25 protein-coding genes are annotated in these 25,655 nt (G+C 64.8%); 16 read left to right on the top strand and 9 right to left on the bottom strand.

What is annotated here, in order from left to right:
* Positions 1 to 61 precede the first annotated feature (61 nt).
* The 5 genes from FZ983_RS01490 (at position 62) to FZ983_RS01510 (ending at position 4,925) form a co-directional block, all read left to right on the top strand.
* On the top strand, positions 62 to 1,348 hold the full coding sequence (locus FZ983_RS01490; RefSeq protein ID WP_247883524.1) for a cyclopropane-fatty-acyl-phospholipid synthase family protein: 1,287 nt from the start codon (positions 62 to 64) through the stop codon (positions 1,346 to 1,348).
* Between the two features lie 325 nt (positions 1,349 to 1,673).
* Complete coding sequence (locus tag FZ983_RS01495) at positions 1,674 to 2,897, top strand: NADP-dependent isocitrate dehydrogenase (protein WP_149221864.1); 1,224 nt, start codon at positions 1,674 to 1,676, stop codon at positions 2,895 to 2,897.
* A 131-nt stretch (positions 2,898 to 3,028) separates the two neighbouring features.
* On the top strand, positions 3,029 to 3,409 hold the full coding sequence (locus FZ983_RS01500; protein ID WP_014247979.1) for an oxidoreductase: 381 nt from the start codon (positions 3,029 to 3,031) through the stop codon (positions 3,407 to 3,409).
* A 102-nt stretch (positions 3,410 to 3,511) separates the two neighbouring features.
* Positions 3,512 to 4,465, top strand: a complete 954-nt coding sequence (locus FZ983_RS01505) for an SPFH domain-containing protein (protein WP_149221865.1) — start codon at positions 3,512 to 3,514, stop codon at positions 4,463 to 4,465.
* Between the two features lie 4 nt (positions 4,466 to 4,469).
* Positions 4,470 to 4,925: an NfeD family protein gene (locus FZ983_RS01510; RefSeq protein ID WP_247883525.1), complete on the top strand. Its 456-nt coding sequence runs from the start codon at positions 4,470 to 4,472 to the stop codon at positions 4,923 to 4,925.
* A 64-nt stretch (positions 4,926 to 4,989) separates the two neighbouring features.
* Here FZ983_RS01510 and FZ983_RS01515 read toward each other — a convergent pair whose 3' ends face one another.
* The 6 genes from FZ983_RS01515 to FZ983_RS01540 all read right to left on the bottom strand — a co-directional run bounded on the left by FZ983_RS01515 (position 4,990) and on the right by FZ983_RS01540 (position 11,633).
* Positions 4,990 to 5,358, bottom strand: coding sequence for a GcrA family cell cycle regulator (locus FZ983_RS01515; RefSeq protein ID WP_014247983.1), 369 nt, complete (start codon positions 5,356 to 5,358; stop codon positions 4,990 to 4,992).
* A 173-nt stretch (positions 5,359 to 5,531) separates the two neighbouring features.
* The gene (locus tag FZ983_RS01520; RefSeq protein ID WP_149221867.1) at positions 5,532 to 6,347 is read right to left on the bottom strand and encodes an anti-sigma factor; all 816 of its coding nucleotides are present in this window, start codon (positions 6,345 to 6,347) and stop codon (positions 5,532 to 5,534) included.
* Entirely contained in the window at positions 6,347 to 6,865 is a 519-nt protein-coding gene (locus FZ983_RS01525) for an RNA polymerase sigma factor (RefSeq protein WP_247883526.1), read from the bottom strand. Before FZ983_RS01525 ends, FZ983_RS01520 begins: the two co-directional genes overlap by 1 nt.
* 75 nt (positions 6,866 to 6,940) lie before the next feature.
* Entirely contained in the window at positions 6,941 to 8,386 is a 1,446-nt protein-coding gene (locus tag FZ983_RS01530) for an NADP-dependent isocitrate dehydrogenase (protein ID WP_149221869.1), read from the bottom strand.
* A gap of 148 nt (positions 8,387 to 8,534) precedes the next feature.
* A complete protein-coding gene (locus tag FZ983_RS01535; RefSeq protein ID WP_149221870.1) occupies positions 8,535 to 10,664 on the bottom strand; it encodes a multicopper oxidase family protein in 2,130 nt (709 codons plus the stop codon).
* Positions 10,665 to 10,904: 240 nt separating this feature from the next.
* The gene (locus FZ983_RS01540; protein WP_149221871.1) at positions 10,905 to 11,633 is read right to left on the bottom strand and encodes a hypothetical protein; all 729 of its coding nucleotides are present in this window, start codon (positions 11,631 to 11,633) and stop codon (positions 10,905 to 10,907) included.
* Positions 11,634 to 12,259: 626 nt separating this feature from the next.
* On the opposite strand from FZ983_RS01540, the gene FZ983_RS01545 reads away from it, so the two are divergent.
* From FZ983_RS01545 to FZ983_RS33940, 5 genes are all read left to right on the top strand, one after another.
* Positions 12,260 to 12,610, top strand: a complete 351-nt coding sequence (locus FZ983_RS01545; protein ID WP_149221872.1) for a hypothetical protein — start codon at positions 12,260 to 12,262, stop codon at positions 12,608 to 12,610.
* 246 nt (positions 12,611 to 12,856) lie between these two features.
* Entirely contained in the window at positions 12,857 to 13,081 is a 225-nt protein-coding gene (locus FZ983_RS01550) for a hypothetical protein (RefSeq protein WP_149221873.1), read from the top strand.
* Between the two features lie 48 nt (positions 13,082 to 13,129).
* On the top strand, positions 13,130 to 13,438 hold the full coding sequence (locus FZ983_RS01555; protein WP_149221874.1) for a type II toxin-antitoxin system mRNA interferase toxin, RelE/StbE family: 309 nt from the start codon (positions 13,130 to 13,132) through the stop codon (positions 13,436 to 13,438).
* 45 nt (positions 13,439 to 13,483) lie between these two features.
* Positions 13,484 to 13,660: a hypothetical protein gene (locus FZ983_RS33935; RefSeq protein WP_188092222.1), complete on the top strand. Its 177-nt coding sequence runs from the start codon at positions 13,484 to 13,486 to the stop codon at positions 13,658 to 13,660.
* A 23-nt stretch (positions 13,661 to 13,683) separates the two neighbouring features.
* Positions 13,684 to 13,851, top strand: a complete 168-nt coding sequence (locus FZ983_RS33940) for a hypothetical protein (protein ID WP_188092223.1) — start codon at positions 13,684 to 13,686, stop codon at positions 13,849 to 13,851.
* Between the two features lie 350 nt (positions 13,852 to 14,201).
* Here the strand turns inward: FZ983_RS33940 and FZ983_RS01565 are convergent, their stop codons facing one another.
* Together FZ983_RS01565 and FZ983_RS01570 are read right to left on the bottom strand one after the other, a co-directional pair.
* Positions 14,202 to 14,987, bottom strand: a complete 786-nt coding sequence (locus tag FZ983_RS01565) for a hypothetical protein (RefSeq protein WP_149221875.1) — start codon at positions 14,985 to 14,987, stop codon at positions 14,202 to 14,204.
* A 235-nt stretch (positions 14,988 to 15,222) separates the two neighbouring features.
* Positions 15,223 to 16,413: a VWA domain-containing protein gene (locus tag FZ983_RS01570; protein WP_149221876.1), complete on the bottom strand. Its 1,191-nt coding sequence runs from the start codon at positions 16,411 to 16,413 to the stop codon at positions 15,223 to 15,225.
* Between the two features lie 61 nt (positions 16,414 to 16,474).
* Here FZ983_RS01570 and FZ983_RS01575 point away from each other — a divergent pair, with 61 nt between their 5' ends.
* A complete protein-coding gene (locus FZ983_RS01575; protein WP_149221877.1) occupies positions 16,475 to 17,053 on the top strand; it encodes an HD domain-containing protein in 579 nt (192 codons plus the stop codon).
* A gap of 107 nt (positions 17,054 to 17,160) precedes the next feature.
* Positions 17,161 to 18,678: a cytochrome c oxidase accessory protein CcoG gene (ccoG, locus tag FZ983_RS01580; protein WP_149221878.1), complete on the top strand. Its 1,518-nt coding sequence runs from the start codon at positions 17,161 to 17,163 to the stop codon at positions 18,676 to 18,678.
* A gap of 160 nt (positions 18,679 to 18,838) precedes the next feature.
* Here the strand turns inward: ccoG and FZ983_RS01585 are convergent, their stop codons facing one another.
* Positions 18,839 to 21,685: a [protein-PII] uridylyltransferase gene (locus FZ983_RS01585; RefSeq protein WP_149221879.1), complete on the bottom strand. Its 2,847-nt coding sequence runs from the start codon at positions 21,683 to 21,685 to the stop codon at positions 18,839 to 18,841.
* A 205-nt stretch (positions 21,686 to 21,890) separates the two neighbouring features.
* Here FZ983_RS01585 and FZ983_RS01590 point away from each other — a divergent pair, with 205 nt between their 5' ends.
* The 4 genes from FZ983_RS01590 (at position 21,891) to FZ983_RS01605 (ending at position 25,654) form a co-directional block, all read left to right on the top strand.
* On the top strand, positions 21,891 to 22,238 hold the full coding sequence (locus FZ983_RS01590; protein WP_149221880.1) for a hypothetical protein: 348 nt from the start codon (positions 21,891 to 21,893) through the stop codon (positions 22,236 to 22,238).
* A gap of 240 nt (positions 22,239 to 22,478) precedes the next feature.
* Positions 22,479 to 23,273: a YdcF family protein gene (locus tag FZ983_RS01595; protein WP_247883527.1), complete on the top strand. Its 795-nt coding sequence runs from the start codon at positions 22,479 to 22,481 to the stop codon at positions 23,271 to 23,273.
* Between the two features lie 145 nt (positions 23,274 to 23,418).
* On the top strand, positions 23,419 to 24,390 hold the full coding sequence (locus FZ983_RS01600) for a septal ring lytic transglycosylase RlpA family protein (protein ID WP_149221882.1): 972 nt from the start codon (positions 23,419 to 23,421) through the stop codon (positions 24,388 to 24,390).
* Between the two features lie 73 nt (positions 24,391 to 24,463).
* Positions 24,464 to 25,654 (top strand): D-alanyl-D-alanine carboxypeptidase family protein, encoded by a 1,191-nt coding sequence (locus FZ983_RS01605; protein ID WP_149221883.1) that lies wholly within the window; start codon positions 24,464 to 24,466, stop codon positions 25,652 to 25,654.
* Position 25,655 lies beyond the last annotated feature (1 nt).

Below are 25,655 nucleotides of genomic sequence, written 5' to 3' on the forward strand. Positions count from 1 at the left end.
CGGATTGCCGCACCCCTCCCCCGGCGCCATGCTGAATTCGGCACCGCGGAAGGAGTTCGGCATGCTGCTGGTTCGTCTGCTTGCCGCCGCCATGGGCGACGGAACCCTGGATCTCGTCACCGCCGATGGAAAGCGCCATCAGATCGGCTCCGGCCCACCGAAACTGACGTTGCGGCTCCACGACCGCGCTGTGGAGCGGGACCTGCTGATCAACCCGCGCCTGCGTTTCGGCGAAGCCTATATGGACGGCCGCCTGTCGGTCGAGGGCGGGGGCATCTACGACCTGCTGTCGATGCTGATGAGCGGCAGCGAGGTGCAGGGGGCGCTCGGCCGCGCGGTAGAGATGCTGTCGCCGCTTCTGCGCCGTGCGCAGCAATACAATCCGACGCTGCGCTCGCGACAGAACGTCGAGCATCATTACAACCTGTCGCGCCAGTTCTATGAACTCTTCCTGGATCGCGACATGCAGTATTCCTGTGCCTATTTTCCAGAGCCGGGCATGTCGCTGGACGATGCGCAGGAAGCCAAGAAGCGCCACATCGCGGCGAAGCTGCTGCTGGTGCCGGGAATGCGCGTGCTCGACATCGGCTGCGGCTGGGGTGGCATGGCGCTTTATCTCGCCCGGCATTCAGGCGCGCGGGTGACCGGCATCACGCTGTCCTCCGAGCAGTTGGAGGTGGCGAAGCGGCGGGCCGAGGAGGCGGGACTGGCCGACCGCGTCAGCTTCGAACTGCGCGATTATCGCGAATTCGCCACCGCCCACCCGGCCGCCTTCGACCGCATCGTCTCGGTCGGCATGTTCGAGCATGTCGGCGTGCCGCAGTACCGTGACTATTTCGACGCCGTTCGCGACATGCTGAACGATGACGGCGTGGCGTTGGTCCACGCCATCGGCCGGCTGGAGGGACCAGGAGCCACCAATCCGTGGATCCGAAAATACATCTTCCCCGGCGGCTACTCCCCCGCCCTGTCGGAGGTGCTGCCGGTCATCGAGCGATCCGGGCTGTTCACGACCGACCTGGAGGTGCTGCGCATGCATTACGCGGAGACCCTGCGCCATTGGCGCAGCCGGTTCGACGCGCGGCGGGACGAAGCAAAGGCGCTGTATGACGAACGCTTCTGCAGGATGTGGGAGTTTTACCTGGCGGGTGCGGAGCTGGCGTTCCGGCTGCAAGGACACATGGTGTTCCAAGTGCAGGTCGCACGCTCCCTGGGTGCGGTGCCGCTGACCCGCGACTACATGGTGAATGCGGAACGCCATCTTGCAAACGCGTCGGCAGGCATCGACGCAACCGTCGGCAACGAGCCTAAGCTCCGGCCTGCACACACCCCGGAGTCGGCGACCTGAACGGTGGAGGAAGCTGATCCGCGCCTTTTGATCGGCTCCCGGCCTCTGGAAAGCCGCAATCTGGCCAACCGGTAATACCAATTGACCATCATGGCCGGCTGCAGTGCCGCGTTGCAAGCGGAATCGTGCGACATCGACGCCTAAGCCGCCGCCGTACCTTCCTTTCCGTCACGGGGCGATGCTATATAACCGCGATTGATTTCCGCCCGGGGTACCGGGGAGCCACCCATGCGGCATGCTCCCCGGCAACAAGCGCCCGCTGGACGACGCGCCCGGCTCCCAAGGAATGACAACGCCCTTACCCGTTCGGGGAGATCTCGCACCCATGACCAAGATCAAGGTAGCCAATCCGGTCGTCGAACTCGACGGCGACGAGATGACGCGCATCATCTGGCAGTTCATCAAAGACAAGCTGATCCTGCCCTACCTCGACATCGACCTGAAGTACTACGACCTCGGCATCGAGAACCGCGACAAGACCGACGACAAGGTCACCGTCGAGTCGGCGAACGCCATCAAGCAGTATGGCGTCGGCGTGAAGTGCGCGACCATCACCCCGGATGAGGCGCGGGTGAAGGAGTTCAACCTCAAGAAGATGTGGAAGTCGCCGAACGGCACGATCCGCAACATCCTGGGCGGCACCGTCTTCCGCGAGCCGATCGTCTGCTCGAACGTTCCGCGCTACGTCCCGGGCTGGACCAAGCCGATCATCATCGGCCGCCACGCCTTCGGCGACCAGTACAAGGCCACGGACTTCGTCGTTCCCGGCCCGGGCAAGCTGACCATCAAGTGGGAAGCGGCCGAGGGCGGCGAGAAGATCGAGCATGAAGTCTACGACTTCCCCGGCGCCGGCGTGGCGATGGGCATGTACAACCTCGACGAGTCGATCGAAGGCTTCGCCCATTCCAGCCTCATGTACGGCCTGGAGCGCGGCTACTCGGTCTATCTGTCGACGAAGAACACGATCCTGAAGGCCTACGACGGCCGCTTCAAGGACATCTTCCAGAAGATCTTCGACGAAAGCTACGCCGAGCAGTTCAAGGCCAAGGGTCTGGTCTATGAACATCGCCTGATCGACGATATGGTCGCTTCCGCCCTGAAGTGGGAGGGCGGTTTCGTCTGGGCCTGTAAGAACTACGACGGCGACGTGGAATCGGACGTCGTGGCGCAGGGCTTCGGTTCGCTGGGCCTGATGACCTCGGTGCTGGTGACGCCGGACGGCAAGACCGTGGAGGCCGAGGCCGCCCACGGCACGGTGACCCGCCACTACCGCGAGCACCAGAAGGGCAAGGAAACCTCGACCAACCCGATCGCCTCGATCTATGCCTGGACCCAGGGCCTGGCCTATCGCGGCAAGTTCGACAACACCCCGGACGTCGTCAAGTTCGCCCAGACGCTGGAGCGTGTCTGCGTCGAGACCGTCGAATCCGGCTACATGACCAAGGATCTCGCCATCCTGATCGGCCCGCAGCAGCCGTGGATGACCACCAAGCAGTTCCTGGACAAGCTGTCGGACAATCTGGAAAAGAAGATGGCCGCCTGGTCGTAAGGCCGGCGCTGCATTTCACAGGGTGCGACGCCGCGTCCGGGTCAAACCGGACCGCGGCTCGGCTAGGGTTCCGGCGGGGAGTTTCGGCTCCCCGCCTTTTTCTTGTCCAGTTCAGGAAAGGACCCCACCCGATGCCCAACGATCTGTTCCGCGTCGCCGTCGTCGGCGCCGGCGAGACCGGAACGCCCCTGCTGCGCAAGTTGCTGGCCGCCCCGTTCGTCGAACTTCTGGGCGTAGCCGACCTTGATGCAGAGGCGCCGGGCATGCGCCTCGCCAGCCACCGCGGTGTCAAGACCACCACCGACTTCCAGGAATTGGCTCGTCTGGGCGAGCAACTGGACGTGCTGATCGACGTCACCGGCGTGCCGGCGGTCCGCGAATCCCTGCGCAAGGCGATGCAGGAGACCGGCAACCATCACACGGTGATCGTCCACGAGATGGTCGTGCAATTGATGCTGTCGCTGCTGAATGGCGAATTGGTGCGCTTGAAGCACGACACGCAGGACTATTGAGGCGGCGGCATTTGCAGGCTCCGCGAATTGCCTCATGATGGGCGGAGGGTGACCACTGCGGCGCCCGCCCATGTCAGGAGCCCATGTCAGGAGCGGCCATTGATGGAACTCGGCATTCTGGTCATTGCGGCGTTCGTTCTGGTCGTCATCTTGGCGATCACCAGCGTCCGCATCGTCCCCCAGGGGTTCAACTTCATCGTCGAGCGGCTGGGCCGCTATCAGGAAACGCTGCTGCCGGGCTTCAACGTCATCTTTCCGGTCATCAGCTCCGTCCGCGCCAAGGTCGACATGCGCGAGACCGTGGTGGACGTGCCGTCGCAGAGCGTCATCACCAAGGACAACGCCGCGGTGACCGCCGATGGCGTGCTGTATTTCCAGGTGCTCGATCCGATGAAGGCGACCTACGAGGTCAACGACCTGCAGCGGGCGATCCAGACTCTGGCGATGACCACCACCCGCACGGTGATGGGTTCCATGGACCTGGACGAGTTGCTGAGCCAGCGCGAAGCGATAAACGCCAGCCTGCTCCGCGCGGTGGACGAGGCGACTGCCTCCTGGGGTGTGCGGGTGACCCGCATCGAGTTGCGCGACATCACCCCGCCCGAGGATATCGTGCAGGCGATGGGCCGCCAGTTGAAGGCGGAGCGCCTCCGCCGTGCCCAGATTCTGGAGGCCGACGCCGAGAAGGAGAGTCAGATCCGCATCGCTCAGGGCAAGCTGGAGGCCGCCAAGCTGGAGGCCGAAGCGCGGGAGCGGCTGGCCGAGGCGGAGGCCAAGGCGACCCGTCTGGTCTCGGAGGCGGTGGCGCAGGGATCGAACCAGGCGCTGGGCTATTTCCTTGGTCAAAAATATATGGAGGCGTTGAAGGCCTTCGCCGCCTCCCCCAACCAGAAGACAATGATCCTGCCGGTGGAATTGGCCGGCGTCGCCGGTGCCCTGGCCGGCTTGGGCGAGTTGGTGCGCGATGCCACCCCGCCCCGTCCGCCTGCCGCACCGCCGTCCACTCCGCGCAATCCATGGTCCGTACCACCGACCTCCTCGACGGACGGGGAGTAGCCGCATGTCGCCACTGCTGTGGGGAGCACTGGGTGCCCTGCTGATCGCGGCGGAGTTGGTGCTGCCAGGGATCTTCCTGATCTGGTTCGGCGGCGCGGCCTTGTTGACCGGCCTCGTCACCGCGCTCTGGCACGATTGGGGGCTGGTCAACGAAGCCGGCTTCTTCACCATCGCTGCCGGCGCTGCGGTGGGCCTCGCCATTGCCCATGCGCGGCGGCGCAATGCATCGGCGGACGGCAACGCGGCCCGGATCAATGACCGCGCAGGCCAATTGGTCGGGCGGGCAGTGACGCTGACGGAACCGATTGCCAACGGTCACGGACGCGTGTTCGTCGGCGACACGCTATGGGCGGTCGAGGGGCCTGACCGGCCGGCGGGAGCCGCCATGGTGGTCGCCGGCCACCGCGGAATGGTGCTCGTACTGCGCGATGCGGTTGAACTGCAGCAGAATGCGCGATAGCGGCAGCCAACAAAAAAGCCCGTCTCTCCCCCGAGAGCGGGCTTTTGAACAACCGTTCGGCGGATCAGGCAGCGCCGACGTTGCGGTCTTCGTCACGCTTCTTGCTGCCCGATGCCGGCTGATAGGCCAAGGCGGCATGTTCGGCGCAATAGGGCATGCCGGGCAAGGCGGTCTTGCCGCAGAAATGGAAGTCCTGATGCTTGGGATCGCCGACCGGCCATTTGCACATCCGCTCCGTCAGAGCAAGGATGGTGGCGCCACGCGTCGGCTTCTTCTTGATAGGCGACGGCCGGCCTGACAAGCCCAGACGGTGGGCCTTGCCGATGACCGCGTTGCGGGTGATGTCTCCCAGAATGTCGGCGATCTCGCTCGCGCTCAACCCCTGGGACCAGAGATCCTTGAGCTGTTGAATCCGCTCGTCCGTCCAACTCATCCCCGAGTACTCCCGATCCGGTGTCCGGTTATGTTGTGGCAAACAGGTCACGGTCTAGTGCCGTTTTCCATAAGCCGCAACATTTTGTGCCAGCCGTTGAGGAAGCTACCAGATGACGGCCGCTGACGATAGGGGGCGCGGCAACATTCCTGTTGATAAGTCGGTGGGTAGACTCATGAATTCAGAGCGCCATACACCTCCTCGGCGACGCCGGACAGAGTGTCCCGATCGAGCTCCCCGGTGACGGCCAGCGCCAAGCCATTGTCTTGCCAATACAAAGCGCGCACCCCGCCATCCTCGGCGAAACGGAACGCTGAACCGGAGGTGTTATGAGAAGGGCGGATATACAACGTGATGCGACGCCCGGCCGCATCCTCGTACATGTACAAGGCCACAGGTCCAACGGAATCGGCCAGAAGACGCCCACCGATCAGCTGGTAACCTCCTCGTGTGACTTTTGGGCAACGCATGTTTTTGCCCAGCCGCTTGGACAGCCAGTTCACCAGATGCGCCTCATCCTCCACGCCGATCTCGACCGGATGGCGGACCTCGACGGAGAATACGCGGTGGGCAGCGACGGCATCGGCGATGAAGGCGACGGTCGGGGGCTCTGCCCCCCCGGCCATCCGGCCGCGCAGAAGCCAGCCGCTGGTCCCGCCGGCAACGAAGACCAGGAGGGAGGCGGCGACCGCCGTACCCCACAGCGCGCCCTTGCCCCACTGCGCGACACTCCAGCGTCGGAATGCGGGGTCCGGATGCTCGCGCGCGGTGAAGGGCGGCGTCAGACGGTCGGGCAGCGGCCGATCGATCAGCGGGCCAAAGCACTGACCGAGCATGGCACGCTGAGCACGATAGCGTTCGAAGCGCTGGGCGATCTCGGGATGGTCGGCGAGGTGGCGCTCGACATCGGCCAGACGCTCCTCCGGCAATTCACCGTCCAGCCAAGCGTGCAGCTCGGCCTCGGTCACGGGATTGCGGGTGCCGCTCATCACTTGATCCTCCTGACCACCTGCTGGGTTCCACCGTCCAGCAGAACCCTCAGCTTTTCGCGCGCCCGGGCCAGCCGCGACATCACCGTCCCGATCGGCAATTCAAGAACCTCCGCCACCTCGCGGTAGGACAGCCCCTCCATTCCCGTCAGCAGCAGGATGGTGCGGTGTTCGTCGCTCAACTGCGCAAAGGCACGAGCGAAGTCGCGCACTGCCCCGCGGTCGGCCGGCGGTGCGCTCAGTGCCAGATCGTCGGCCAAATCCTCCACCGGCACCTCTGCCCCGCGCCGCCGCCGCCCACGCTGGCCGGAGATGTGCAGGTTGTGAAGTATGGTCATCAGCCAGCCGCCGAGCTTCGACGGGTCGCGCAGCGCATGGCGGTTGGCCAGCGCCTTTTCCACGCAGTCCTGTACCAGATCGTCGGCGTCGGAGCGGTTGCCCACCAGGGCGGTGGCATAGCGCCGAAGCCGCGGCACATGGTCGGCGATGGCGCGGTCATCGATATCGGGCGGGCTCATCAAAGATCCGGGAAGGGCGTCGTCACCGGTCATGACGCCCCGCCCTGCCGTTTTATTCCGGCCGCCGCCATCGAATCACTGACCCGGCGAGGAGAAGCCGGCCTTGCCGTCGAAATTGCAGAGGTTCTCGGTCTGGGTGAAGTCGATCCCGGCCTCTGCCAGCCGCCCCAGCAACTCGACGATGGCCCCGTGCTGCACCGGCCCGCCATGCGCCAGGAAGCGGCAGCGCCAATGATCGGTGCAGAAGACGTCGGCGTTGCCGTCCGGCCAGACCCGCTGCGAGCGGTTGGAGATGCTGGCGAGCGTCAGCGCCTCGGTCGACAGCGGCAGCACCAGCTCCGCCAGATCGTCGGGCAGGCCGCCGGACCATTGCAGGAAGACGTCGACCCCCACCAGTTCCTTGAGCGCGCGAACGCGCGGCGCCAGCCGGTTCAGCCCGTCATAGGCGGGCCGCATGGTGGAGTAACCGACCGGCGGCATAGTGACGGGGGTCTGACCCAGCCGCTCCACCACCGCCTCGGCGAAGGCGTTGGTGCCGGCGCGCACCCGGCCCAGACCGCGGGCGTAGATGTCGGCGGTATGGATGCCGTCCTCAATGGTCTTCAGCCACGCATTGTGGATGCGCGCGGCGATGTCGCCCTGGCCGATATGGACCAGCATCATCACCGCGGCCATCAGCAGGCCGGACGGGTTGGCGATCCCCTGCCCCGCGATCATCGGGGCGGAACCGTGGATCGCCTCGAACATGGCGCAGGTCTCGCCGATGTTGGCGGAACCGGCCAGCCCGACCGAGCCGGTCAGCTGAGCGGCGATGTCCGACACGATGTCGCCGTACAGGTTCAAGGTGACGATGACGTCGAAGCGCTCCGGCTGGTCGGCAAGCCGGGCGGCGCCGATGTCGACGATCATGTGGTCGGCTTTGATCTCCGGATAATCGGCGGCGATCTCATAGAAGATTTTCAGGAACAGCCCGTCCGTCATCTTCATGACGTTGTCCTTGACGAAGGCCGTCACCTTTTGCCGGTGGTTGGAGCGGGCGAAGTCGAAGGCGTAGCGCACGATGCGCTCCGACCCCGGACGCGAGATCAGCTTCACCGACTGGATCACGTCGTCAGTCTGCCGGTGCTCGATGCCGGCGTAGAGGTCCTCCTCGTTCTCGCGGATGATGACGACGTCCATCCGCGGGTGCCGGGTCCGCACATAGGGGTGGTATGACACGCAGGGACGGACGTTGGCGAACAGGCCCAACGTGGTGCGGGCGACGACGTTCAGCGACTTGTTGCCGTATCCCTGGGGCATGGTGATCGGCCCCTTGAGAAAGACGCGCGTGCGGCGGATCGAACCCCAGCCGGCGGCATCCAGCCCGCCGGGGTGGCCGCGCTTGTAGACTGCCTCGCCCGCCGGCACCTCTTCCACCTTCAGCCGCGCACCGGCGGCAGTCATCACATGGAGCACCGCGTCCGTGATCTCTGGGCCGATGCCGTCGCCGCGGGCGACCGTGACGGGGGTGATATCGCGCATGCACTCACTCCAAGGGGACGCGCGACCGTAGACGGAAACCGGGGGATTTTTCAATGGTTGGAGGCAGCGACGGATCGCAGCAACCGGCCGGCGGCGGCGGTGCGACCCCCTCTTCCCGCCGAGGCGAGGAAGAGGGGGCGGCAACCGGTCAGTGATGGGCTCCGGCAAGGCCGCCGCGGCCGTCCGGCACGCCGATGCTGACATTCTGCATCATGCCCTGGTCCTCGTGGTCGAGGATGTGGCAGTGCAGGACATACTCGCCGATGAAGCGCTCGTAGCGGGTGCGGACGGTCACCTTGTAGGTGCCCTTCGGCGGCTCGGTGGAGCTGAGCGGCTGGCTGATGTCGCTCTTCACCCAGATGGTGTCCTTCCACACGCCCTTCATGCCGGCATAGTCGGGATCGCCGGACCCGGCTTCGCTGACGTCGCGCCCGTCGGGGCCGATGATCGACACGACCTGGAACGGGTTGACGTGGATGTGGAAGGGGTGGCTGACGAAGTAGGACTGCAGTTCCCACTGCTGGGCCGTGCCCAGCACCACCGGCCGGTCGACCACGCCCGGCTGGTAGGCGGAAGCGCCCTTGGGGCCATAGGTGCCGTCGGGGTTCTGCACCACCTCGAAGCTGTTGGAGACCTGGAACAGCGGGTTGGTCCGCGTCGCACCCTTGGGCGGGATGTTGATGTAGAAGACCAGTTCCTGCTTGGGCTGGTGCACCACCTCATGCTCGGTGATCGGTGGATGGGCGGTGAAGCGGGTGAAGCGCGGGCAATAGGGGGTGTCGACCATCGTCTTGCCGCCCATTGCTTTCTCGGGGCAGCGGGCGTTCAGGTCGCCGATCACCTCCTTGGCGACGGCCGGCGCGTATTTCGTCGCGTTGACCGACAGTTGGCGGATGATCTCCTTCACCGGGTCCTTGACCACGCGGTCGCCGCGCACGCGGACGAAGCCGAGCACGCCGGTTGAGGTCGCGGTCTGGTCGGGGCTGGCGTTGGCCGCCGACGGCTTGTTGACGACGCAGTAGATGCCGGGTTCGGGGAAATTGACCAGCAGGTCGTCGCGATAGCCGGGCTGCATCGGCACGCTGGTGCGCACCTGCCCCTCGGTCATGGTCAGGCCGTCCGCGGCGGCCAGGATGTAGGGGACCGGCTGCCCGGTGCAGCGTTCCTTGGCGAAGCGGTCCTGCTCGGCGGACGACAGGGTCTTCTCCCGCTGGAAGAAGTCGGTGACGTCGAGCTTGCGGAACTCCACCGTGATGGGGGAACGCACGCCGCCATGGATCAGGCGCCAGCGTTCGGTCTCGCCGACCTTGGCATTGGCGAAGATCGGACGCACGCGGCCGTTGACGGTGGTGAAGCGCCCGGACTGCTCCCAGGTGCCCGGCCCGAACTGGTCATAAGACACGATCTCGCCCACCTCGCCCGGCGCGCAGCTCCAGTCGATGGTCTTCTTATCGGGATCGAGGTACTTCAGCTTGCCGTCCTTGGTGCAGGCGTAGGGGATCTGCTCGAACAGCAGGACCCGCTCGGTCATCGCCACGCCCTTGGGGCTCTTCAGCAGGGTGTCGAGATCGCCGTTGGCCTCGCGTGTCGGCGGGCGGTCGCCGCGGATGATCAGCGCCCCGGCCATGCCGCTGCCGACCTGCAGAGCGGTGGAGCCGTGGCGGTGCGGGTGGTACCAGAAGGTGCCCGCCGGATGATCGGCCGGGATGTTGTATTCATATTCGAACGCGACGCCGGGATTGATCGACACCAGCACATTGTCGCTGTTGCCGGTCGGGCTGACCCAGACGCCGTGGCTGTGCAGGTTGGTGCCGTTGAAGCAGTGCGGGTTGTTGATGTCCGCCGACGCCTGAGTGTTGCAGTCGGGGTCGGGCGGCAGCTGGTTCTGCAGCTTGATGCGCACCGTGTCGCCCGGCGTCGCTTCGATGGTGGGGGCGACATAGGGGTGGTTGGGATCGACATCGGTGCCGCGGTAGCTGCGCAGCCGCACCGGGTCGGGCCGCCCCTGCGCCGGGTTGCGGATGTAGCCGCCGGTGAAGGCCACGAACAGGTCGTAGTTGCGCACCTGGCCGGCATGCGGCCGGGGGGCCGCCTGCGGCTGGCGCAGCAGAAGCGAACCGGCGCGCGGCGAGGCCGAATTGTTCAGCAGCGGCGGATTGCCGAACGCCTCGCCGGCCGGCTCGGCACCGCCCTTGGCAGGAGCGGTTGCCGCCATGGCGGCTGGCGCCGCGCCCAGCGCCAGAGGCAGCAGCACGCCTATTAAATATACATTCTTCATGAAACGCTCCATCGGGAACCGGTCATGAAGCCTATTATGCGTCCTGAAAATTGTTAATTGTAACATTGTCACACGTTGAATCAGCGCCCCCCGGTCCCGCACCGCCTCCTGCCGGCCACGCCGGCCCGGGCGATGGCGGCTGGAACGTTTGAAACGCTGTGAACCGTTTTCGCGGCGGCGTTCAACCGTTCCATCCGTTCACCGGGGGCCGTTCATCGGGGGCCGTTCACCGGGGGCCGCTCACCGGCGGCGGGTGTAGGGCCCGTCCCCGCCCTGCCGTTCCAGCGCCGACCCGAGGTTCGGATACGGATCGCTGGGATTGTAGGTCCAGGGATAGACGCCCTTCGGCCCCTCGGCCTCCGGCCGGGCGAGGATGGCGGCGATGTCGTCCGGTTCGGGCCGCCGGCGCTCGCGGATCGCGCCGGGGACGCTGTCGTCGTCGAAATCGGAGACGGGCGAAGCGGGCATCTCGGCGGCCGGCGCGTCCGGGGCGGCGGGAACGGCGGCGCGGTTGCCGGGGGAGGTCTGGGCGGCGTCCGGCCGGTCGGCGCCGAAATCCTTCAGCAGGCCCAGCTTCTCGGCCAGCCAGCGCACGGTGCCGGGATCGCCGATGGACACCAGCCGTTCGATCTGCTCCGTCACCAGGGCGCGGAGCGAGGACAGGCGAAGCTCCGCCTCCCGGTTCAGTGCCTGCCTTTCCCACCAGACCCGATGGCGGAAATGCTGCGCGCCGTAATAGGCCCGCCACAGCGTGGTGCGGCTGCAGCCCATGGCACGAGCGACCTGCTGGAAGGAAGCGCCGCGCGCCAGCATGCCGGCGGCCATGATCCACTGTTCCTCGTGAAAGCGCGAACCGGGGACGAGGGAGCCGTCGGGCGGAACCGGCGGCTCTTCGGCCCAGCAGGGGAAATTGTCGGCGGGACGGGAAGTGGAAATGGCGGCTTCGGCGGGGTTCAGGCAGTCGGGCATGGGACGGCTCCTGGGTTGGGTGGGCGTGCACTCCTATTTCAGCGGGAAAATCGGCGATTTGGTAGGATAAAAATCATAATTTCTGGTATGGGCTTGTCCAGCAACCGAGCCGAGGCAGCACGGGCGCGAGCAGCAGGTGTCACCGCCATCGCCGGCCACCGCTCCGGCAGGCAACGAGCCGCACTTTTAGGGTGCGTTACACCATAATGTTATACCGATATGGATGCATCACACTAACTGATACATCTCGTTACAAAGAGTCCGCCACTTGACCGAGCCCATCACCGAAGGGATTGAAGCGCAATCTGAGGGCACGGAGTATCATCAACGACAATCAGGAAGCCGAAAAGCTCATTCTGAGAGATTAAGATTATCAGCGATGCCAATTTCCGTCATACACATGCAATACACAAGAAATACTGCATCGAGAAATCATGCAATTGTGTTCCATACATTTTGAATACGACCGTATATTAATGACTTATTTTGGCACATATATTTGATTCTTTTTGAAACAATCATTTCGTTGATCTAAAAGCCGAATGGAACGATCTTTCACTTGCACCGGGCAGCGACGTCTTGTGTGCGTTGAATTGGCACTAATCATAGAAACCAGGAGCATAGAAATGCGTTCTTCTTTCAAGGTTGGCATGATCGGCACCGTTCTGGCCATTGCGGCTTTTGCGGCCGGCGCCGCCCACGCCGACACCGTGGTCATCTCCTCCCACGCCAGCATCGGCGCCCCGGTGCAGAACCCCTCGTCCAGCATGACCTGGGCGGCGAACCCGACCACGGACAACCTGACGGTCCAGGTGGCGGGCAAGACCTGCACCCTGGTCAGCTCGGCCAAGGCCATCGGTGCCACCGGCTGCAACTATGCCCTGAACGTCGGCCCGGACGGCACGGTCACCGGCGCGCTGACCGCCGGCAACCCGGGCTGCACCCCGACCGCCCAGGTCGCCAGCAGCTGCAAGTAATGCGGTAAGCATCGGCGGCATGGTTCGCGCCATCGCCGCCGATGACGATCCGGCAAGCACCCCCGTTCTCGCGCTCCTCGCCGAGCCGACGCGGAGGGGGTGCTTGGCCGGATTCACTGTGTTTGGGGGCGGCTGAAAGGTAAGCACATGCGAGGTGCGGCAAAGAGACGGGGTCACGGAGCTCTTTGCTTTTGACGCTAAAAGACACCACCTGTAGGAATCGACACAGCTTGTCGGAGGTCGATCATGGGCACCCAGCGCAGACCGTTGGAGCATCGCAACAAGAAGACGGTCGGCACTGTCCGCGTCAGCCGTGACAGCGTAACCGGTCGCTTCGCGATGGCTGCACGCCCTGAGGCCGAACCGTCCTACAAGACGGAGACCGTCGAGCGCGTGAGGACGCTGGCGGAAGCCCCGGCTTCTGGAGAGGCGATGAACGGCGAAGACTATCTCCGCTGGTTAAACGGCTGACATCCTCATGGCGCCGCCCTCTGGAGCGTCGTTGCGCGCTTCGAACCAATCGAGGAATACCAGAGGCTATACCGGCGCTACAGGGACGACCATCCGGAGATCGTCGAGGCGTTTCACACATTCGTCCGCTGCAAGATCGAACGCCCGCCCACCGATTTGCCGCGCAGCATGCGCGACCATCACCTTACCGGCGAGCTGTCCGGCTTCCGCGAATGCCATCTGGCGGCGGATATCCTGCTGATCTACACCGACAAGAACAACGTCGTGCGACCGCTGCTGATCTGCCAGCATGATGATTTGTATGGGCCGCGCGGGAAGGCGTTGAAGAAGCGGGTGCGTGAATTCAGCGAGCGGTGAAGCGGAACTTCGGCACCAAAAAGCCGGTGAGGGAGAGCAACGGACATGGCTACGGTAAAGGTCACCAAGGAAATGGCGGAAGACGCGCTCCGGGAGATCGACTGGACGGCCGTGGACGCGACGACCGACGAAGAGATCGCGCGGCAAGTCGCCGGCAAACCCGATGCCGCCCCGATCCTGTCCGACGCCGACCTGGTTCGCGCGACCTTCGGCAGCGCGTGAAGGAGATTCGGGAGCGGCTGCGGTTGACCCAGCCGGCCTTCGCCGAACGCTTCGGCTTTCCCACGGCCAGCCTGCGCGACTGGGAACAAGGCCGCCGCAAGTCGGACGCCGCGACCACGGCCTATCTGGCCGTGATCGAGCATGAACTGGAAGCGGTGATGCAGGCGCTGGAGAAGTCGCGTGCGGCTTGAGGTTTGACTAACTCTCCGTTCCAGATGCGATAGGGTCACCCGTCTCGCCGCATCGGTATGCCCATCTAAGAACGCGGATCAAAATCTTGCTTTCGTGCGCTTAAGTTATTGATTTTTTCGGGCTATGAGAGGTTCTGATTGGCGCTCTAAACGTTGAACCGCCCTGAAGACCCTGTTAAGGAGGAGAACGTGAAGAACTCTGAGACTTTGGCCTGCTGTCCTGATGCTCACTTAAAGTGCCTATCAGAACCTGGGTCTGGTGCGTTGAAGCCGTTGGTTTTCCCATGCTCGGACCAGTTCTGATCGACACTCTTACCGCCATCTGTGCAAAATACATCTGGAAGAGAAACCTACCGATTGTAACGAGGGTTCATTTCTGATGGCCAAGTTCCACAGAAATAATTAAGAATTTCGCACATCATGTTATGGAATTCAACAACAACATTAACTACACTGTAGCTATATTCTGTGTATTTCAACCCAATCAACATATCAATATCTGGTTCACTGTCATACGTCATTTCAGCATATGTTCCACCAATACCTGCTATGCGGGGACCCATTACCTTTGCCTTTCCCATCCTTATAACACTTCCATCGTTAGACCTTATAACCGTGTTCTCACCGAGCTCAGTCACAGCAAATGAAGGAACAAGCATATTGTGCTTCTGCCAATTACTTAAATGATTTAGTTCTGCTAAAATTTTGTTTCCTCCCGAAATAAAATCACGGTGGGATCGAATTTTGTTTACAAGAACGTCCTTTGCTTTATCCCGCATGTCTCCAACAAAAGATTGGTCGACAATCTTTTCAAGACCCTTAGCATTATCGCAAATAGGAAGTGTTTTTTTCTGGTCTCCAATATTTTGTGACCTACGGAGTCCCATCCAACAAAAATCTCCAACGGAACGCAAATTATGGCAAATGTCCCCAATCATGCAGGGAATGGTGTCAGGAACCGGCTCGGTAAGCTCAACATGCAGAAGATAGCCAGTGAAATCAGGAGCTTTGACCAATGACACATTAAATGGTTTTTTATCAGAAAAAGCTCCAATTTCTTTTTTAAGGCTTTCTATTAACCCATACGACCACCTAATTTTACATGCAGCATGTTGAAATGAAATATGCGGCTCCATAAGCCCTCCTTTGCTGATAAGATTTGTCGTCTATTTCACAAAAATATTAGGCACAACGAATTTTTACTCGCCAACATCAATTGAAAGAAGCGGTCTTAATCATTATACTCCCCATGAGAAGAATATATGATACCTCATAAAATTAGCTAATTACGTCCGATTTTTCAACAACCAACCAAATGAAAACAGCCGGAAAAATATCCAACCATAGTATTCAAGACTCTCCTCTTGCTCCTCACCTCCCCAACTCCCGCATAGCCCCGTCCAGCCCCTCCAGCGTCAGTGGGAACATGCGCCCGCCCATCAGGCGCTGGAGCAGGCGGGTGCTTTCCGTGTAGTCCCAGTATTGCGGCGGGGTCGGGTTCAGCCACACCGCCTTGCCGTAGACCGACAGCAGGCGCTGCATCCACACCTGCCCGGCTTCCTCGTTCCAGTGCTCGACGCTGCCGCCGGGGTAGACGATCTCGTAGGGGCTCATGGCGGCGTCGCCGACGAAGACCAGCTTGTAGTCGGCGGGATAGGTGTGCAGGACATCCCAGGTGGACATGCGCTCCGTATGGCGCCGCGCGTTGTCGCGCCAGACGCCCTCATAGACGCAGTTGTGGAAGTAGAAGTGCTCCAGGTGCTTGAATTCGCTGCGCGCGGCGGAGAACAGCTCCTCCACCAGCCGGATGTGGTCGTCCATCGAGCCGCCGATGTCGAGGAAGAGCAGCACCTTGATCGTGTTGTGCCGCTCCGGAACCATCTTCAGGTCGAGCCAGCCGGCGTTGTTGGCGGTGGCGCGGATGGTGCCGGGCAGGTCCAGTTCGCTGGCCGCGCCGCTGCGGGCGAATTTGCGCAGGCGGCGCAGCGCCACCTTGATGTTGCGGGTGCCGATTTCCACCCGGTCGTCCAGATTCTTGAACTCGCGGCGGTCCCACACCTTCACGGCGCGGCGGTGGCGGCTCTCGTGCTGGCCGATGCGCACGCCCTCCGGGTTGTAGCCGTAGGCGCCGAAGGGGGAGGTGCCGGCGGTGCCGATCCATTTCGATCCGCCCTGGTGCCGGCCCTTCTGCTCGGCAAGGCGCTGGGCCAGCGTCTCCATCAGCTTGTCCCAACCGCCGAGCGCCTGGACCTGCGCCTTCTCCTCGTCGGTCAGGAAGCGTTCGGCCAGCTTGCGCAGCCATTCCTCCGGCAGGTCGGTGACGGGGACCTCCTCTCCGGCGGGGGTGTCGTCGGTCAGGCCCTTGAAGGTGGCGCCGAAGACGCGGTCGAAGCGGTCGAGATTGCGCTCGTCCTTAACCAAGCATGCACGACTGAGGTAATAGAAATCCTCGACGCGGAAGGACGCGGTGCCCTGCTTCATGGCCTCCATGAGCGTCAGGTACTCCGTCAGCGAGACGGGGACGCCGGCCTTGCGCAGATCGAAGAAGAAACTCGTGAACATGAGAGCGGTCCTTCGCACGGTCCTACCAAGCGGAGAGTAATACCCCAGCCGAGAGAACACCATGAGCCTGCCAAACGCTTCATTGCCGAACGCCCCCCTCCTCGATTTCGCGCGGGCGCTGGATTTCGCCGCGCACAAGCACATCGACCAGCGCCGCAAGGGCGTGCGCGCCGAGCCCTATGTCAACCACCTGTCGGAGGTGGCCCTGCTGGTGGCGGAGGCGACGGCGGGCAAGGACCCGGTCGTGGTGATCGCCGCCCTGCTGCACGACACGCTGGAGGACACCGACGCCAGCTATGAGGAGATCGAGCAGCTGTTCGGTGTGGAGGTGGTGCAGGTCGTCGCCGAGACCACCGACGACAAGCGCATGTCGAAGGCCGAGCGCAAGCAGCACCAGATCGACGCCGCGCCCCATGCCTCGACGCGGGCGAAGCTGGTGAAGCTGGCCGACAAGGTGTCGAACCTGCGCTCTATGGCGCACAGCCCGCCCGCCGACTGGCCGCTGTCGCGCAAGGTCGAGTATTTCGAATGGGCGCATGCGGTGGTCGCCGGCCTGCGCGGCACCGACGCCCGGCTGGAGGCCCTGTTCGACCGCGCCTATCACGACGGGCTGGCGGAACTGCGCGGACAGAATGGATAAAGCCGGGGCCGGATTGACATCGCGCAATGCGGCTTCATGACGGAAGTCTTATGGAGAAGGGACGAAGCTGACGCCACCCGTGCCGCTGACGGCCGAGGAACCACGCCATGTCCCTTCCGCAAGACGACTCCACCCTCACCCGTCGCCCCGCTCAAGCGGCCAAGCAAGCCGCACCGGCCCAGACCGAGCCGCATGAGGAGCCGGGCCGGCACTGGTTCATCAACCGCCCGAAAGTCTATGCCGCGGACGTCAAGGGGCGCTTCCGCCAACTGAAATGGGCGGCCCTGATCGTGCTGCTGGCGATCTACTACATCACGCCGTGGATTCGCTGGGAACGCGGGCCGGGCATCCCGGACCAAGCCGTTCTGGTCGACATGGTCGGGCGCCGCGCCTATTTCCTGTGGATCGAGATCTGGCCGCAGGAGGTCTATTACCTGACCGGCCTGCTGATCCTGGGCACCTTCGGCATCTTCTTCGCCACCACGCTGGCCGGGCGCATCTGGTGCGGCTATGCCTGCCCGCAGACGGTGTGGACCGACCTGTTCATGTGGGTGGAGCGCAAGATCGAAGGGCCGCGCACCGCCCGCATCCGGCTGGACAAGGCGCCGATGACCGGGGCCAAGCTGGCGCGCAAGACCGCCAAGCATGCGGCGTGGGTGGCGATCTCGGTGATGACCGGCGGGGCGTGGGTCTTCTACTTCAACGACGCGCCGACGCTGATGAACGACCTGCTGCATGGGAACATCACCAGCGGCGTGGCAACCTTCATCGCGCTGTTCAGCTTCACGACATATTTCTTCGCCGGCTGGGCGCGCGAGCAGATCTGTATCTATGTCTGCCCGTGGCGCAGCTTCCAGTCGGCGATGGTCGACGAGGACACCTTCCTGGTCACCTATGAGGACTGGCGCGGCGAGGGCCGCGCGCCGCTGCGCAAGTCGCAGAGCTGGGACGACCGCAAGGCGGCGGGGCTGGGCGACTGCATCGACTGCAAGCAGTGCGTCCATGTCTGCCCCACCGGCACCGACATCCGCGAAGGCCAGCAGATCTCCTGCATCGGCTGCGGCCTATGCGTCGATGCCTGCAACGACGTGATGCGGCAGATCGGCCGGCCCATCGACCTCGTGCGCTTCGACACCCAGTCCAACCAGATCGCCAAGATCGACGGCAAGCCGGAACGGGTGAAGCTGGTGCGCGCCCGCACCGTCATCTATTCGCTGATCATGCTCGTCGTGGCCTGCGCCATGGCGATCGCCCTGGTGCTGCGCCCGACGCTGGACGTCAGCGTGCTGCGCGACCGGGCGCCGCTGTTCGTGACGCTGTCCGACGGATCGGTGCAGAACGCCTACACCATCAAGGTGCTGAACAAGACGCACATCGCCCGCAATTATGCGGTGACGGTCGATGGGCTGCGCGACGCGCATCTGTCGGTGGCCGGCAATGACGAGGCCGGCAGCGGCGGCAGCCTGACGCTGCGGGCGGAGGCCGACTCGGTTGCGACCTACCGCGTGTTCGTGAAGGTGCCGGCGGCGGCGGTGAAGTCCGGCTCGACGGATGTGGCGGTGATCGCCAAGGACCAGACGAGCGGCGAAGTCGGCCGCCATGTCAGCGTGTTCATGGCGCCGTGAGAGCGTCGTTTTCCGGGGCGTATCCCCTCTCCCCCCCGGGGAGAGGGTCAGGGTGAGGGGGATGCGCGGCGGGACTTCGGGGGAGGTTCGGCATGTGCGTCCCCCTCACCCAGCCCTCTCCCCGGGGGGAGAGGGTTACCGCTCCGGGGGGAAGGGGTTTCTATGCCCCCGTCACCTTCGTCCGCGTCCGCTTCACGGTGGCAGGCGGCGGGGCGTCGCCGGTGGGATCGTCCAGCGCGCTCAGCAGGCGTTCCTTGATCTTCGCCAGCTTGCCCTCATGCGTCACCTTCAGGCCGAAGACGTCCTTCACATAGAAGACGTCGATGGCCTTCTCGCCGAAGGTGGAGACCTTGGCCGAGCTGATCTGCAGGGTCAGGTTCGAAAGCGCCCGGGTCAGGTCGTAGAGCAGGCCGGGTCGGTCGCGGCCGTTCACCTCGATCACCGTGTGGGTGGTGGAGGCGTTGTTGTCGATCAGCACGCGCGGCGGCACATGGAAGACGCGGGTGCGGCTGGCCTGGGTGGTGCGGCGGGTGGACAGGTCGTTCAGCGGCTTCAACTGGCCCGACAGCACCTTCTCGATCATCACCGACAGCTTGGCGAGCTTGTCGCCGCTTTCGAAAGCCCCGCCGCCGGCGGCGTCCTGGACGGAGAAGACGTCGAGCGCCATGCCGTTGGTCATGGTGAAGATGCGGGCATCGACGATGTCGGCACCACAGGCGGCCAGCGCCCCGGCAAGGCGCGAGAACAGGCCGCTGTGGTCGGTGGCGTAGATCGTCACCTCCGTCACCGCGCGGCCGCGGTCGACGCGGGTTTCAACCGTCAGGGGACGCTGCTCCCGCTCGGCATCGCGGACGATGCGGGCCTGATGGGCCAGCGTGTCGGTGTCGAAAGCCAGCCAATAGCCGGGATAGCCCAGGCCCTTGTGATGCTCGAAGGCGGCGTCGTCGAAGTCGGTCAGCTCGGCGCGCAGCGCCGACTGGGCGGCCTGGATGCGGCGTCCCCTGCCCTCCACCGTCATGCCGCCGGACATCACCTCTTCGGAACGGTTGTAGAGTTCGCGGAGAAGCGTGGCCTTCCAGTTGTTCCAGCGTTGCGGCCCCACCGCGCGGATGTCCGCCACCGTCAGCACCAGCAGCAGGCGCAGCCGTTCCGGCGACTGGACCAGCGCCACGAAATCGCGGACGGTCTTGTCGTCCTCCAGGTCGCGCTTGAAGGCGGTGTGCGACATGGCGAGGTGCCAGCGCACCAGCCACGCCACCGTTTCCGTTTCCTCCGCCGTCAGGCCAAGGCGCGGGCAGAGCTTCTCGGCGACGCGGGCACCCAGCACCGAATGGTCGCCGCCGCGGCCCTTGGCGATGTCGTGCAGCAGCACGGCGACGTAGAGCGCCCGCTTCGACACCACCTTGTGGATCACCTCGGTGGACAGCGGCAACTCGTCGGCATGCTCGCGCGAGGCGATCTTGTGCAGGATGCCGAGGGCGAACAGCGTGTGCTCGTCCACCGTGTAGACATGGTACATGTCATACTGCATCTGCGCGACGACCCGGCCGAAATCGGGGATGAAGCGGGCCATCACCCCGGCCTCGTTCATGCGGCGCAGCGTGATCTCCGGATCCTTCGGCCCGGTCAGGATGTCCAGGAACAGCCGGTTGGCCTCCGGATCGTTGCGCAGCTTCGGGCCGATGGCCGACAGCGAGCGGGTGATGGAGCGCAGCGCCGCCGGGTGGATGTCGATGTCGTGGATCTGGGCGGTATGGAACAGGCGGATCATGTCAATCGGCTGTTCCTTGAACTGCTTGTCGCTGCGGGCGTTCAGCCGCTCGCCGTCGACGATGAAGCCGTCCACGTCCTTGCGCCGGGCGACGGAGGCGAGGCGCAGCAGGTTGAACTTGGGCGGGCGCTTCGACTCAGCTTCCAGCGCGGCGCAGAAGATGCGCGTCAGGTCGCCGACATCCTTGGCGACCAGGAAATAGTGCTTCATGAAGCGCTCGACGCCCTTGGTGCCGGCATGGTCGGTGTAGCCCATGGCGGCGCCGATGCTGGTCTGGACGTCGAAGGTCAGGCGGTCTTCCAAGCGGCCGGTCAGGTAATGCAGGTGGCAGCGCGCGGTCCACAGGAAGTTCTGCGCCTTGGCGAAGCGCTGCGCCTCCTCCGGCGTCAGCACCTTCTTGCCGACCAGCTCGTCGACGCCCTCGACCCGGTAGAGGTACTTGGCGATCCAGAACAGGGTCTGCAGGTCGCGCAAGCCGCCCTTGCCGTCCTTCAGGTTGGGTTCCAGCACATAGCGGCTGTCGCCCATCTTCAGATGGCGGTTGTCGCGCTCCGCCAGCTTGGCCTCGACGAATTCGGGGCCGGAGCCGGCGACGACCTCCTTGTCGTAGCGCTTGCGCAGCTCGGCGAACAGCTTCCCCGGACCCCAGAGATAGCGCGATTCGAGAATGGCGGTGCGGATGGTGACGTCGGCCTTGGACTGGCGGATGCAGTCGTCGACGCTACGCACGGCATGGCCGACTTTCAACCCCAGATCCCACAGGATGTAGAGCATGTATTCGACCACCTGCTCCACCCGCGGCGTGCGCTTGTAGGGCAGCAGGAACAGCAGGTCGATGTCGGAAAAGGGCGCCAGCTCGCCGCGGCCGTAGCCGCCGGTGGCCGCAACGTCGAACACCTCGCCGGAGGTCGGGTTGGCGGTGGGGAAGATGAAGCGGACGGTGAAGTCGGCCAGTGTGCCCACCACCCGGTCGGCGAGGTAGCAGTTCTCCCGCACGCACTGCTCGCCCGACCCGCCGTCGTCGAAGCGCCGCCGCACCTCCGCCCGCCCCTCGGCCAGCGCCTTGCGCAGGCAGGCGATCAGCGCCGGGCGCAGCTTGTCGCCGGTGCCGTGTTCGGCGACCAGATCCTCAAGCTCCCCCGACAGCTGGCGGCGGGAGATGATAGCGCGCTTGTTCGGGATGGCCGGCGCGGGCAATTCGGGCGGAGTCGGCGTCTTGGAGCGGGCGGACAGCATCGGTCGGGGAAAACCTCGGCATTCTGGCGGCTTTCGGGCGATCCGGACTGGCCGCGGCGTTCGCACTATAGCGGTAAAGCCTTCAGGTAGCACGCCCGCACTGGAAAACCAGCCCCGCCGCCATGGCGGAGTGACGGCCGTCACAGCGGCACCCGGATTGCGGAGACAGACTGTCCCCCATGGATCGGAACAGGGGAGACTGACCATGACCGGCGGGAAGAGCACAGGTCGCGCGGTGGGCGAAGCCTCGGTGAAGGCGCGGCGGGAACTGGCGGCGCTGAACGATGCGCTGACGCTGGCCGAACGGGGCCTGGGCCGCCAATCGACGGCGGCGCTGATGGCGCGGCTTCTGAGGGTGGCGGCGATGTATCCGCGGTCGGTGGACGACACGCTGATGTGGCAGGTCACCGACCTCGTCACCGGCGACGACGTGTCGGATCCCGTGAAGCTGACGCTGATCCGCATGGGCTGGGCGTCCATCGTCCAGGCGCAGTACCGGGCGCATGGGCTGCGGCTGGTGGAGCGGCGGGTGGCGGTGAAGGCGGCGGCGTGAGGGTTGCAGCGCGCGTGTGGATCCCCTCTCCCCCCGGGGAGAGGGTTAGGGTGAGGGGGAAGCGCGGCGTGGACTGCCGAGGATCGGGCACTCCGCTCTCCAATCGACTCCACCCAATGCATCCCCCTCACCCCGACCCTCTCCCCGGGGGGGAGAGGGGGATTTGGGAGTTTAGCGCCGTTGCCCCGTGGCGACCGCCGCGCTTATGCTGGCCTCCCTTCCACGGCCATGGACCGTCCGGTGCTGTCCTTCATCCTGTCGAAGCTGCTTTGGGGCGTGGTGGCGCCGGGCAATGCGCTGGTTCTGGCCGTGGCTATGGGGGCGCTGCTGCTGCGGACACGGCGCTGGCAACGGGCGGGCAAGCGGATGGTCACGCTGGCGGCGGTCCTGCTGCTTCTGGTCACCTACACCGGGCTGGGCGCGCTGGTGGCGCTGCCGCTGGAAGACCGTTTCGCCAGGATCGAGCCGGAAGGGCGCATCGACGGCATCATCATGCTGGGCGGCGCCCTAAACCCGCCGATCACCGCCGACCGCGGCGATCCCTCTCTCAACGACGCGGCGGAGCGGATCCTGGGCTTCGCCGACCTCGTCCGCCGCCACCCCGATGCCAAGGCGGTCTTTACCGGCGGGTCGGGCCGGCTGCTGGGGCAGGAATACAAGGAGGACGTGACCGCCCGCGCCGCATTGGCGCAGGCCGGCATCCCCGACGACCGCGTGATCTACGAGGCGCAATCCCGCAACACCTGGGAAAACGCCGTGTTCAGCAAGGATATGGTGAAGCCGGCGCCGGGGGAGCGCTGGGTGCTCGTCACCTCCGCCATGCACATGCCGCGGTCGGTCGGCATCTTCCGTGCCGTCGGCTGGGAGGTGATCCCCTACCCCGTCGATTACCGCACCCGCACCGGCGCCAAACCCTATCTGCGCTTCGAGTTCGGCCAGAATCTGGTGATCCTCGACGATGCGGTGCGGGAATGGATCGGCTTGACCGCCTATTGGATGATGGGCCGCACCGAGGCGCTGTTCCCGGCGCCCTGATCTTCAGGGTCATACTCCGCCTGTGTCCCCCGCCTGTGTCATCGTGTTTCCCGACGTTTCCGGGCATTGGCGCGGCCGTGCCACTCCGCTAGAGTGCCGCCGCCTTGGCGGTTCGAGGCGACCGGGAGATCGAGGGGTTTGGCGGATGCGTCGCTGGCGCGGGGTGGGCAGGATCGTCGTGCTGGTCGGCGTGGCAACGCTCGCCGCCTGTGCGCAGAAGCCGGCCGGCACCGGCTCGGGCCTGCCGACCAGCGGCATCTACAAGGTGGGCAAGCCCTATCAGATCGCCGGCGTCTGGTATTATCCCAAGGAAGACTACACCTACGACGAGACGGGCATCGCGTCCTGGTACGGGCCCGGCTTCCATGAGAAGAATACCGCCAACGGCGAGATCTACGACCAGGACGAGCTGACCGCCGCGCACAGGACCCTGCCGATGCCGAGCCTGGTGCGCGTCACCAACCTGGACAACGGCCGTTCCATCGTGGTGCGGGTGAACGACCGCGGCCCCTACGCCAACGGCCGGATCATCGATATGTCGCGCCGCGGCGCCCAGCTGCTGGGCTTCGACGGTCCCGGCACGGCGAAGGTCCGCGTGCAGATTCTGGCGGAGGAAAGCCGGGCCATCGCCGCCGCCGCGCGCCAGGGAACCCCGGCGCCGCTGCTGGCGGAGATCGACGGCCCGCCGCCGAAGGCCGCCCCGCGCGGCCGGATCGAGGTGACCGGACCGTCCGGGCCGGTCACGATGATCTCAGCGTCGACGGGTGCGCCGCGCCCGGCGGTGGTCGGCGCCCCGGTGCCGCCGCCCGCCACCGTCGCCGGCAGCATGTCGGAAGGCCGGTTCGTACCGGCGCCGGTGGTGGCGCAGTTGCCGGTGAAGCCGCGGGAGTCGATCTATGTGCAAGTCGGCGCCTACGGCAGCGAAGAGAATGTGGCGAAGGCCCGCGCCCGGCTGTCCGCCATGGGCCAGCGTGCCAGCGTAAGCCTGACGCGGTCGGGCGGCATGTCCCTGCATCGCGTCAGGGTCGGGCCGCTGGACAGCGTCGATCGTGCCGACACCCTGCTCAACCAGATCATACAGGCCGGCCTTACGGAGGCCAAAATCGTGGTGGATTGATCCGGCCATCCGTTATCCACCCCGATCGCTCTGCCGAGCGCCTGTGACCGAGTGCCCTTGGAGGATTGTTGCCATGAACGCTGTTGTCGTCCGCCTGTGCGCCGTTTTCGGCCGTTCCGTCGCTGTCGCGGCCGGGATCGCGATGGCCGGGGCCACGATAGGCGCCGGCATGACCGCGGTGTCCGTCCAGGCCGCGACCATCGACACCATCGCCAAGCAGGCGATCCTGGTCGACCTCACCTCGAACACCGTACTGTTCGAGAAGAACGCCGACGAGCGCATGGCGCCGTCGTCGATGAGCAAGATCATGACCGCCTACCTGACCTTCGAGGCGATCAAGGCCGGCCGCCTGACGCTGGAGAGCACGCTGCCGGTCAGCGAGCGGGCCTGGCGGATGCAGGGTTCCAAGATGTTCGTGGAGCTTCACAACAACATCAAGGTCGACGACCTGATCAAGGGCATGATCGTCCAGTCCGGCAACGACGCCTGCATCGTGCTGGCCGAAGGTCTGGCCGGGTCGGAGGGCTCATTCGCCGAGCAGGCCAACCGCAAGGGGCGCGAGCTTGGCCTGAAGGGCAGCAACTTCGTCAACTCGACCGGCTGGCCCGACCCCAACCACTACATGACCGCCCGCGATCTGGCGATGCTGGCCGAGCACCTGATCAAGGACTACCCGGAATACTACCATTATTATTCGATCCGGGAGTTCAAGTATCACGGCATCAACCAGGGCAACCGCAACCCGCTGCTGTATCGCGGCATGGACGTTGACGGCATGAAGACCGGCCACACCGACGCCGGCGGGTACGGCCTGACCGCGTCGGGCGAGCGCGAGGGGCGTCGCCTGCTGCTGGTGGTCAACGGCCTGCCCAGCATGCAGGCGCGCGCCGACGAATCGGCCCGGCTGATCGAATGGGGCTTCCGTGAATTCGCATCCTACACGCTCTACAAGGGTGGCGAGACGATCGAACAGGTGCCGGTCTGGCTGGGCGAGCAGGAGACCGTTCCCGTCACCGTGCCGCAGAACCTGAGCGTCACCATGGGCCGCGCCGACCGCCCCGGCATGAAGGTGTCGCTGGTCAGCAACGCCCCGGTCGCCGCGCCGATCAAGAAGGGCGACACGGTGGGCAAGCTGATGATCTCCGCCCCCGGCTTCCCGGGCAAGGAGGTGCCGGTGGTGGCCGCCCAGGACGTGCCGAAGGCCGGCATCTTCGGCCGCGCCTTCGCCGCCGCCAAGTATCTCGTCTTCGGCAACAGCCTGTGAC

It is taken from the genome of Azospirillum sp. B21, from assembly GCF_008364825.1.
Lineage (GTDB): Bacteria > Pseudomonadota > Alphaproteobacteria > Azospirillales > Azospirillaceae > Azospirillum.

Coding starts and splice junctions, on each gene's coding strand:
- FZ983_RS01490 (WP_247883524.1), top strand. CDS start 62: ATGCTGCTGGTTCGTCTGCTTGCCGCCGCCATGGGCGACGGAACCCTG.
- FZ983_RS01495 (WP_149221864.1), top strand. CDS start 1,674: ATGACCAAGATCAAGGTAGCCAATCCGGTCGTCGAACTCGACGGCGAC.
- FZ983_RS01500 (WP_014247979.1), top strand. CDS start 3,029: ATGCCCAACGATCTGTTCCGCGTCGCCGTCGTCGGCGCCGGCGAGACC.
- FZ983_RS01505 (WP_149221865.1), top strand. CDS start 3,512: ATGGAACTCGGCATTCTGGTCATTGCGGCGTTCGTTCTGGTCGTCATC.
- FZ983_RS01510 (WP_247883525.1), top strand. CDS start 4,470: ATGTCGCCACTGCTGTGGGGAGCACTGGGTGCCCTGCTGATCGCGGCG.
- FZ983_RS01515 (WP_014247983.1), bottom strand. CDS start 5,358: ATGAGTTGGACGGACGAGCGGATTCAACAGCTCAAGGATCTCTGGTCC.
- FZ983_RS01520 (WP_149221867.1), bottom strand. CDS start 6,347: ATGAGCGGCACCCGCAATCCCGTGACCGAGGCCGAGCTGCACGCTTGG.
- FZ983_RS01525 (WP_247883526.1), bottom strand. CDS start 6,865: ATGAGCCCGCCCGATATCGATGACCGCGCCATCGCCGACCATGTGCCG.
- FZ983_RS01530 (WP_149221869.1), bottom strand. CDS start 8,386: ATGCGCGATATCACCCCCGTCACGGTCGCCCGCGGCGACGGCATCGGC.
- FZ983_RS01535 (WP_149221870.1), bottom strand. CDS start 10,664: ATGAAGAATGTATATTTAATAGGCGTGCTGCTGCCTCTGGCGCTGGGC.
- FZ983_RS01540 (WP_149221871.1), bottom strand. CDS start 11,633: ATGCCCGACTGCCTGAACCCCGCCGAAGCCGCCATTTCCACTTCCCGT.
- FZ983_RS01545 (WP_149221872.1), top strand. CDS start 12,260: ATGCGTTCTTCTTTCAAGGTTGGCATGATCGGCACCGTTCTGGCCATT.
- FZ983_RS01550 (WP_149221873.1), top strand. CDS start 12,857: ATGGGCACCCAGCGCAGACCGTTGGAGCATCGCAACAAGAAGACGGTC.
- FZ983_RS33935 (WP_188092222.1), top strand. CDS start 13,484: ATGGCTACGGTAAAGGTCACCAAGGAAATGGCGGAAGACGCGCTCCGG.
- FZ983_RS01565 (WP_149221875.1), bottom strand. CDS start 14,987: ATGGAGCCGCATATTTCATTTCAACATGCTGCATGTAAAATTAGGTGG.
- FZ983_RS01570 (WP_149221876.1), bottom strand. CDS start 16,413: ATGTTCACGAGTTTCTTCTTCGATCTGCGCAAGGCCGGCGTCCCCGTC.
- FZ983_RS01575 (WP_149221877.1), top strand. CDS start 16,475: ATGAGCCTGCCAAACGCTTCATTGCCGAACGCCCCCCTCCTCGATTTC.
- ccoG (WP_149221878.1), top strand. CDS start 17,161: ATGTCCCTTCCGCAAGACGACTCCACCCTCACCCGTCGCCCCGCTCAA.
- FZ983_RS01585 (WP_149221879.1), bottom strand. CDS start 21,685: ATGCTGTCCGCCCGCTCCAAGACGCCGACTCCGCCCGAATTGCCCGCG.
- FZ983_RS01590 (WP_149221880.1), top strand. CDS start 21,891: ATGACCGGCGGGAAGAGCACAGGTCGCGCGGTGGGCGAAGCCTCGGTG.
- FZ983_RS01600 (WP_149221882.1), top strand. CDS start 23,419: ATGCGTCGCTGGCGCGGGGTGGGCAGGATCGTCGTGCTGGTCGGCGTG.
- FZ983_RS01605 (WP_149221883.1), top strand. CDS start 24,464: ATGAACGCTGTTGTCGTCCGCCTGTGCGCCGTTTTCGGCCGTTCCGTC.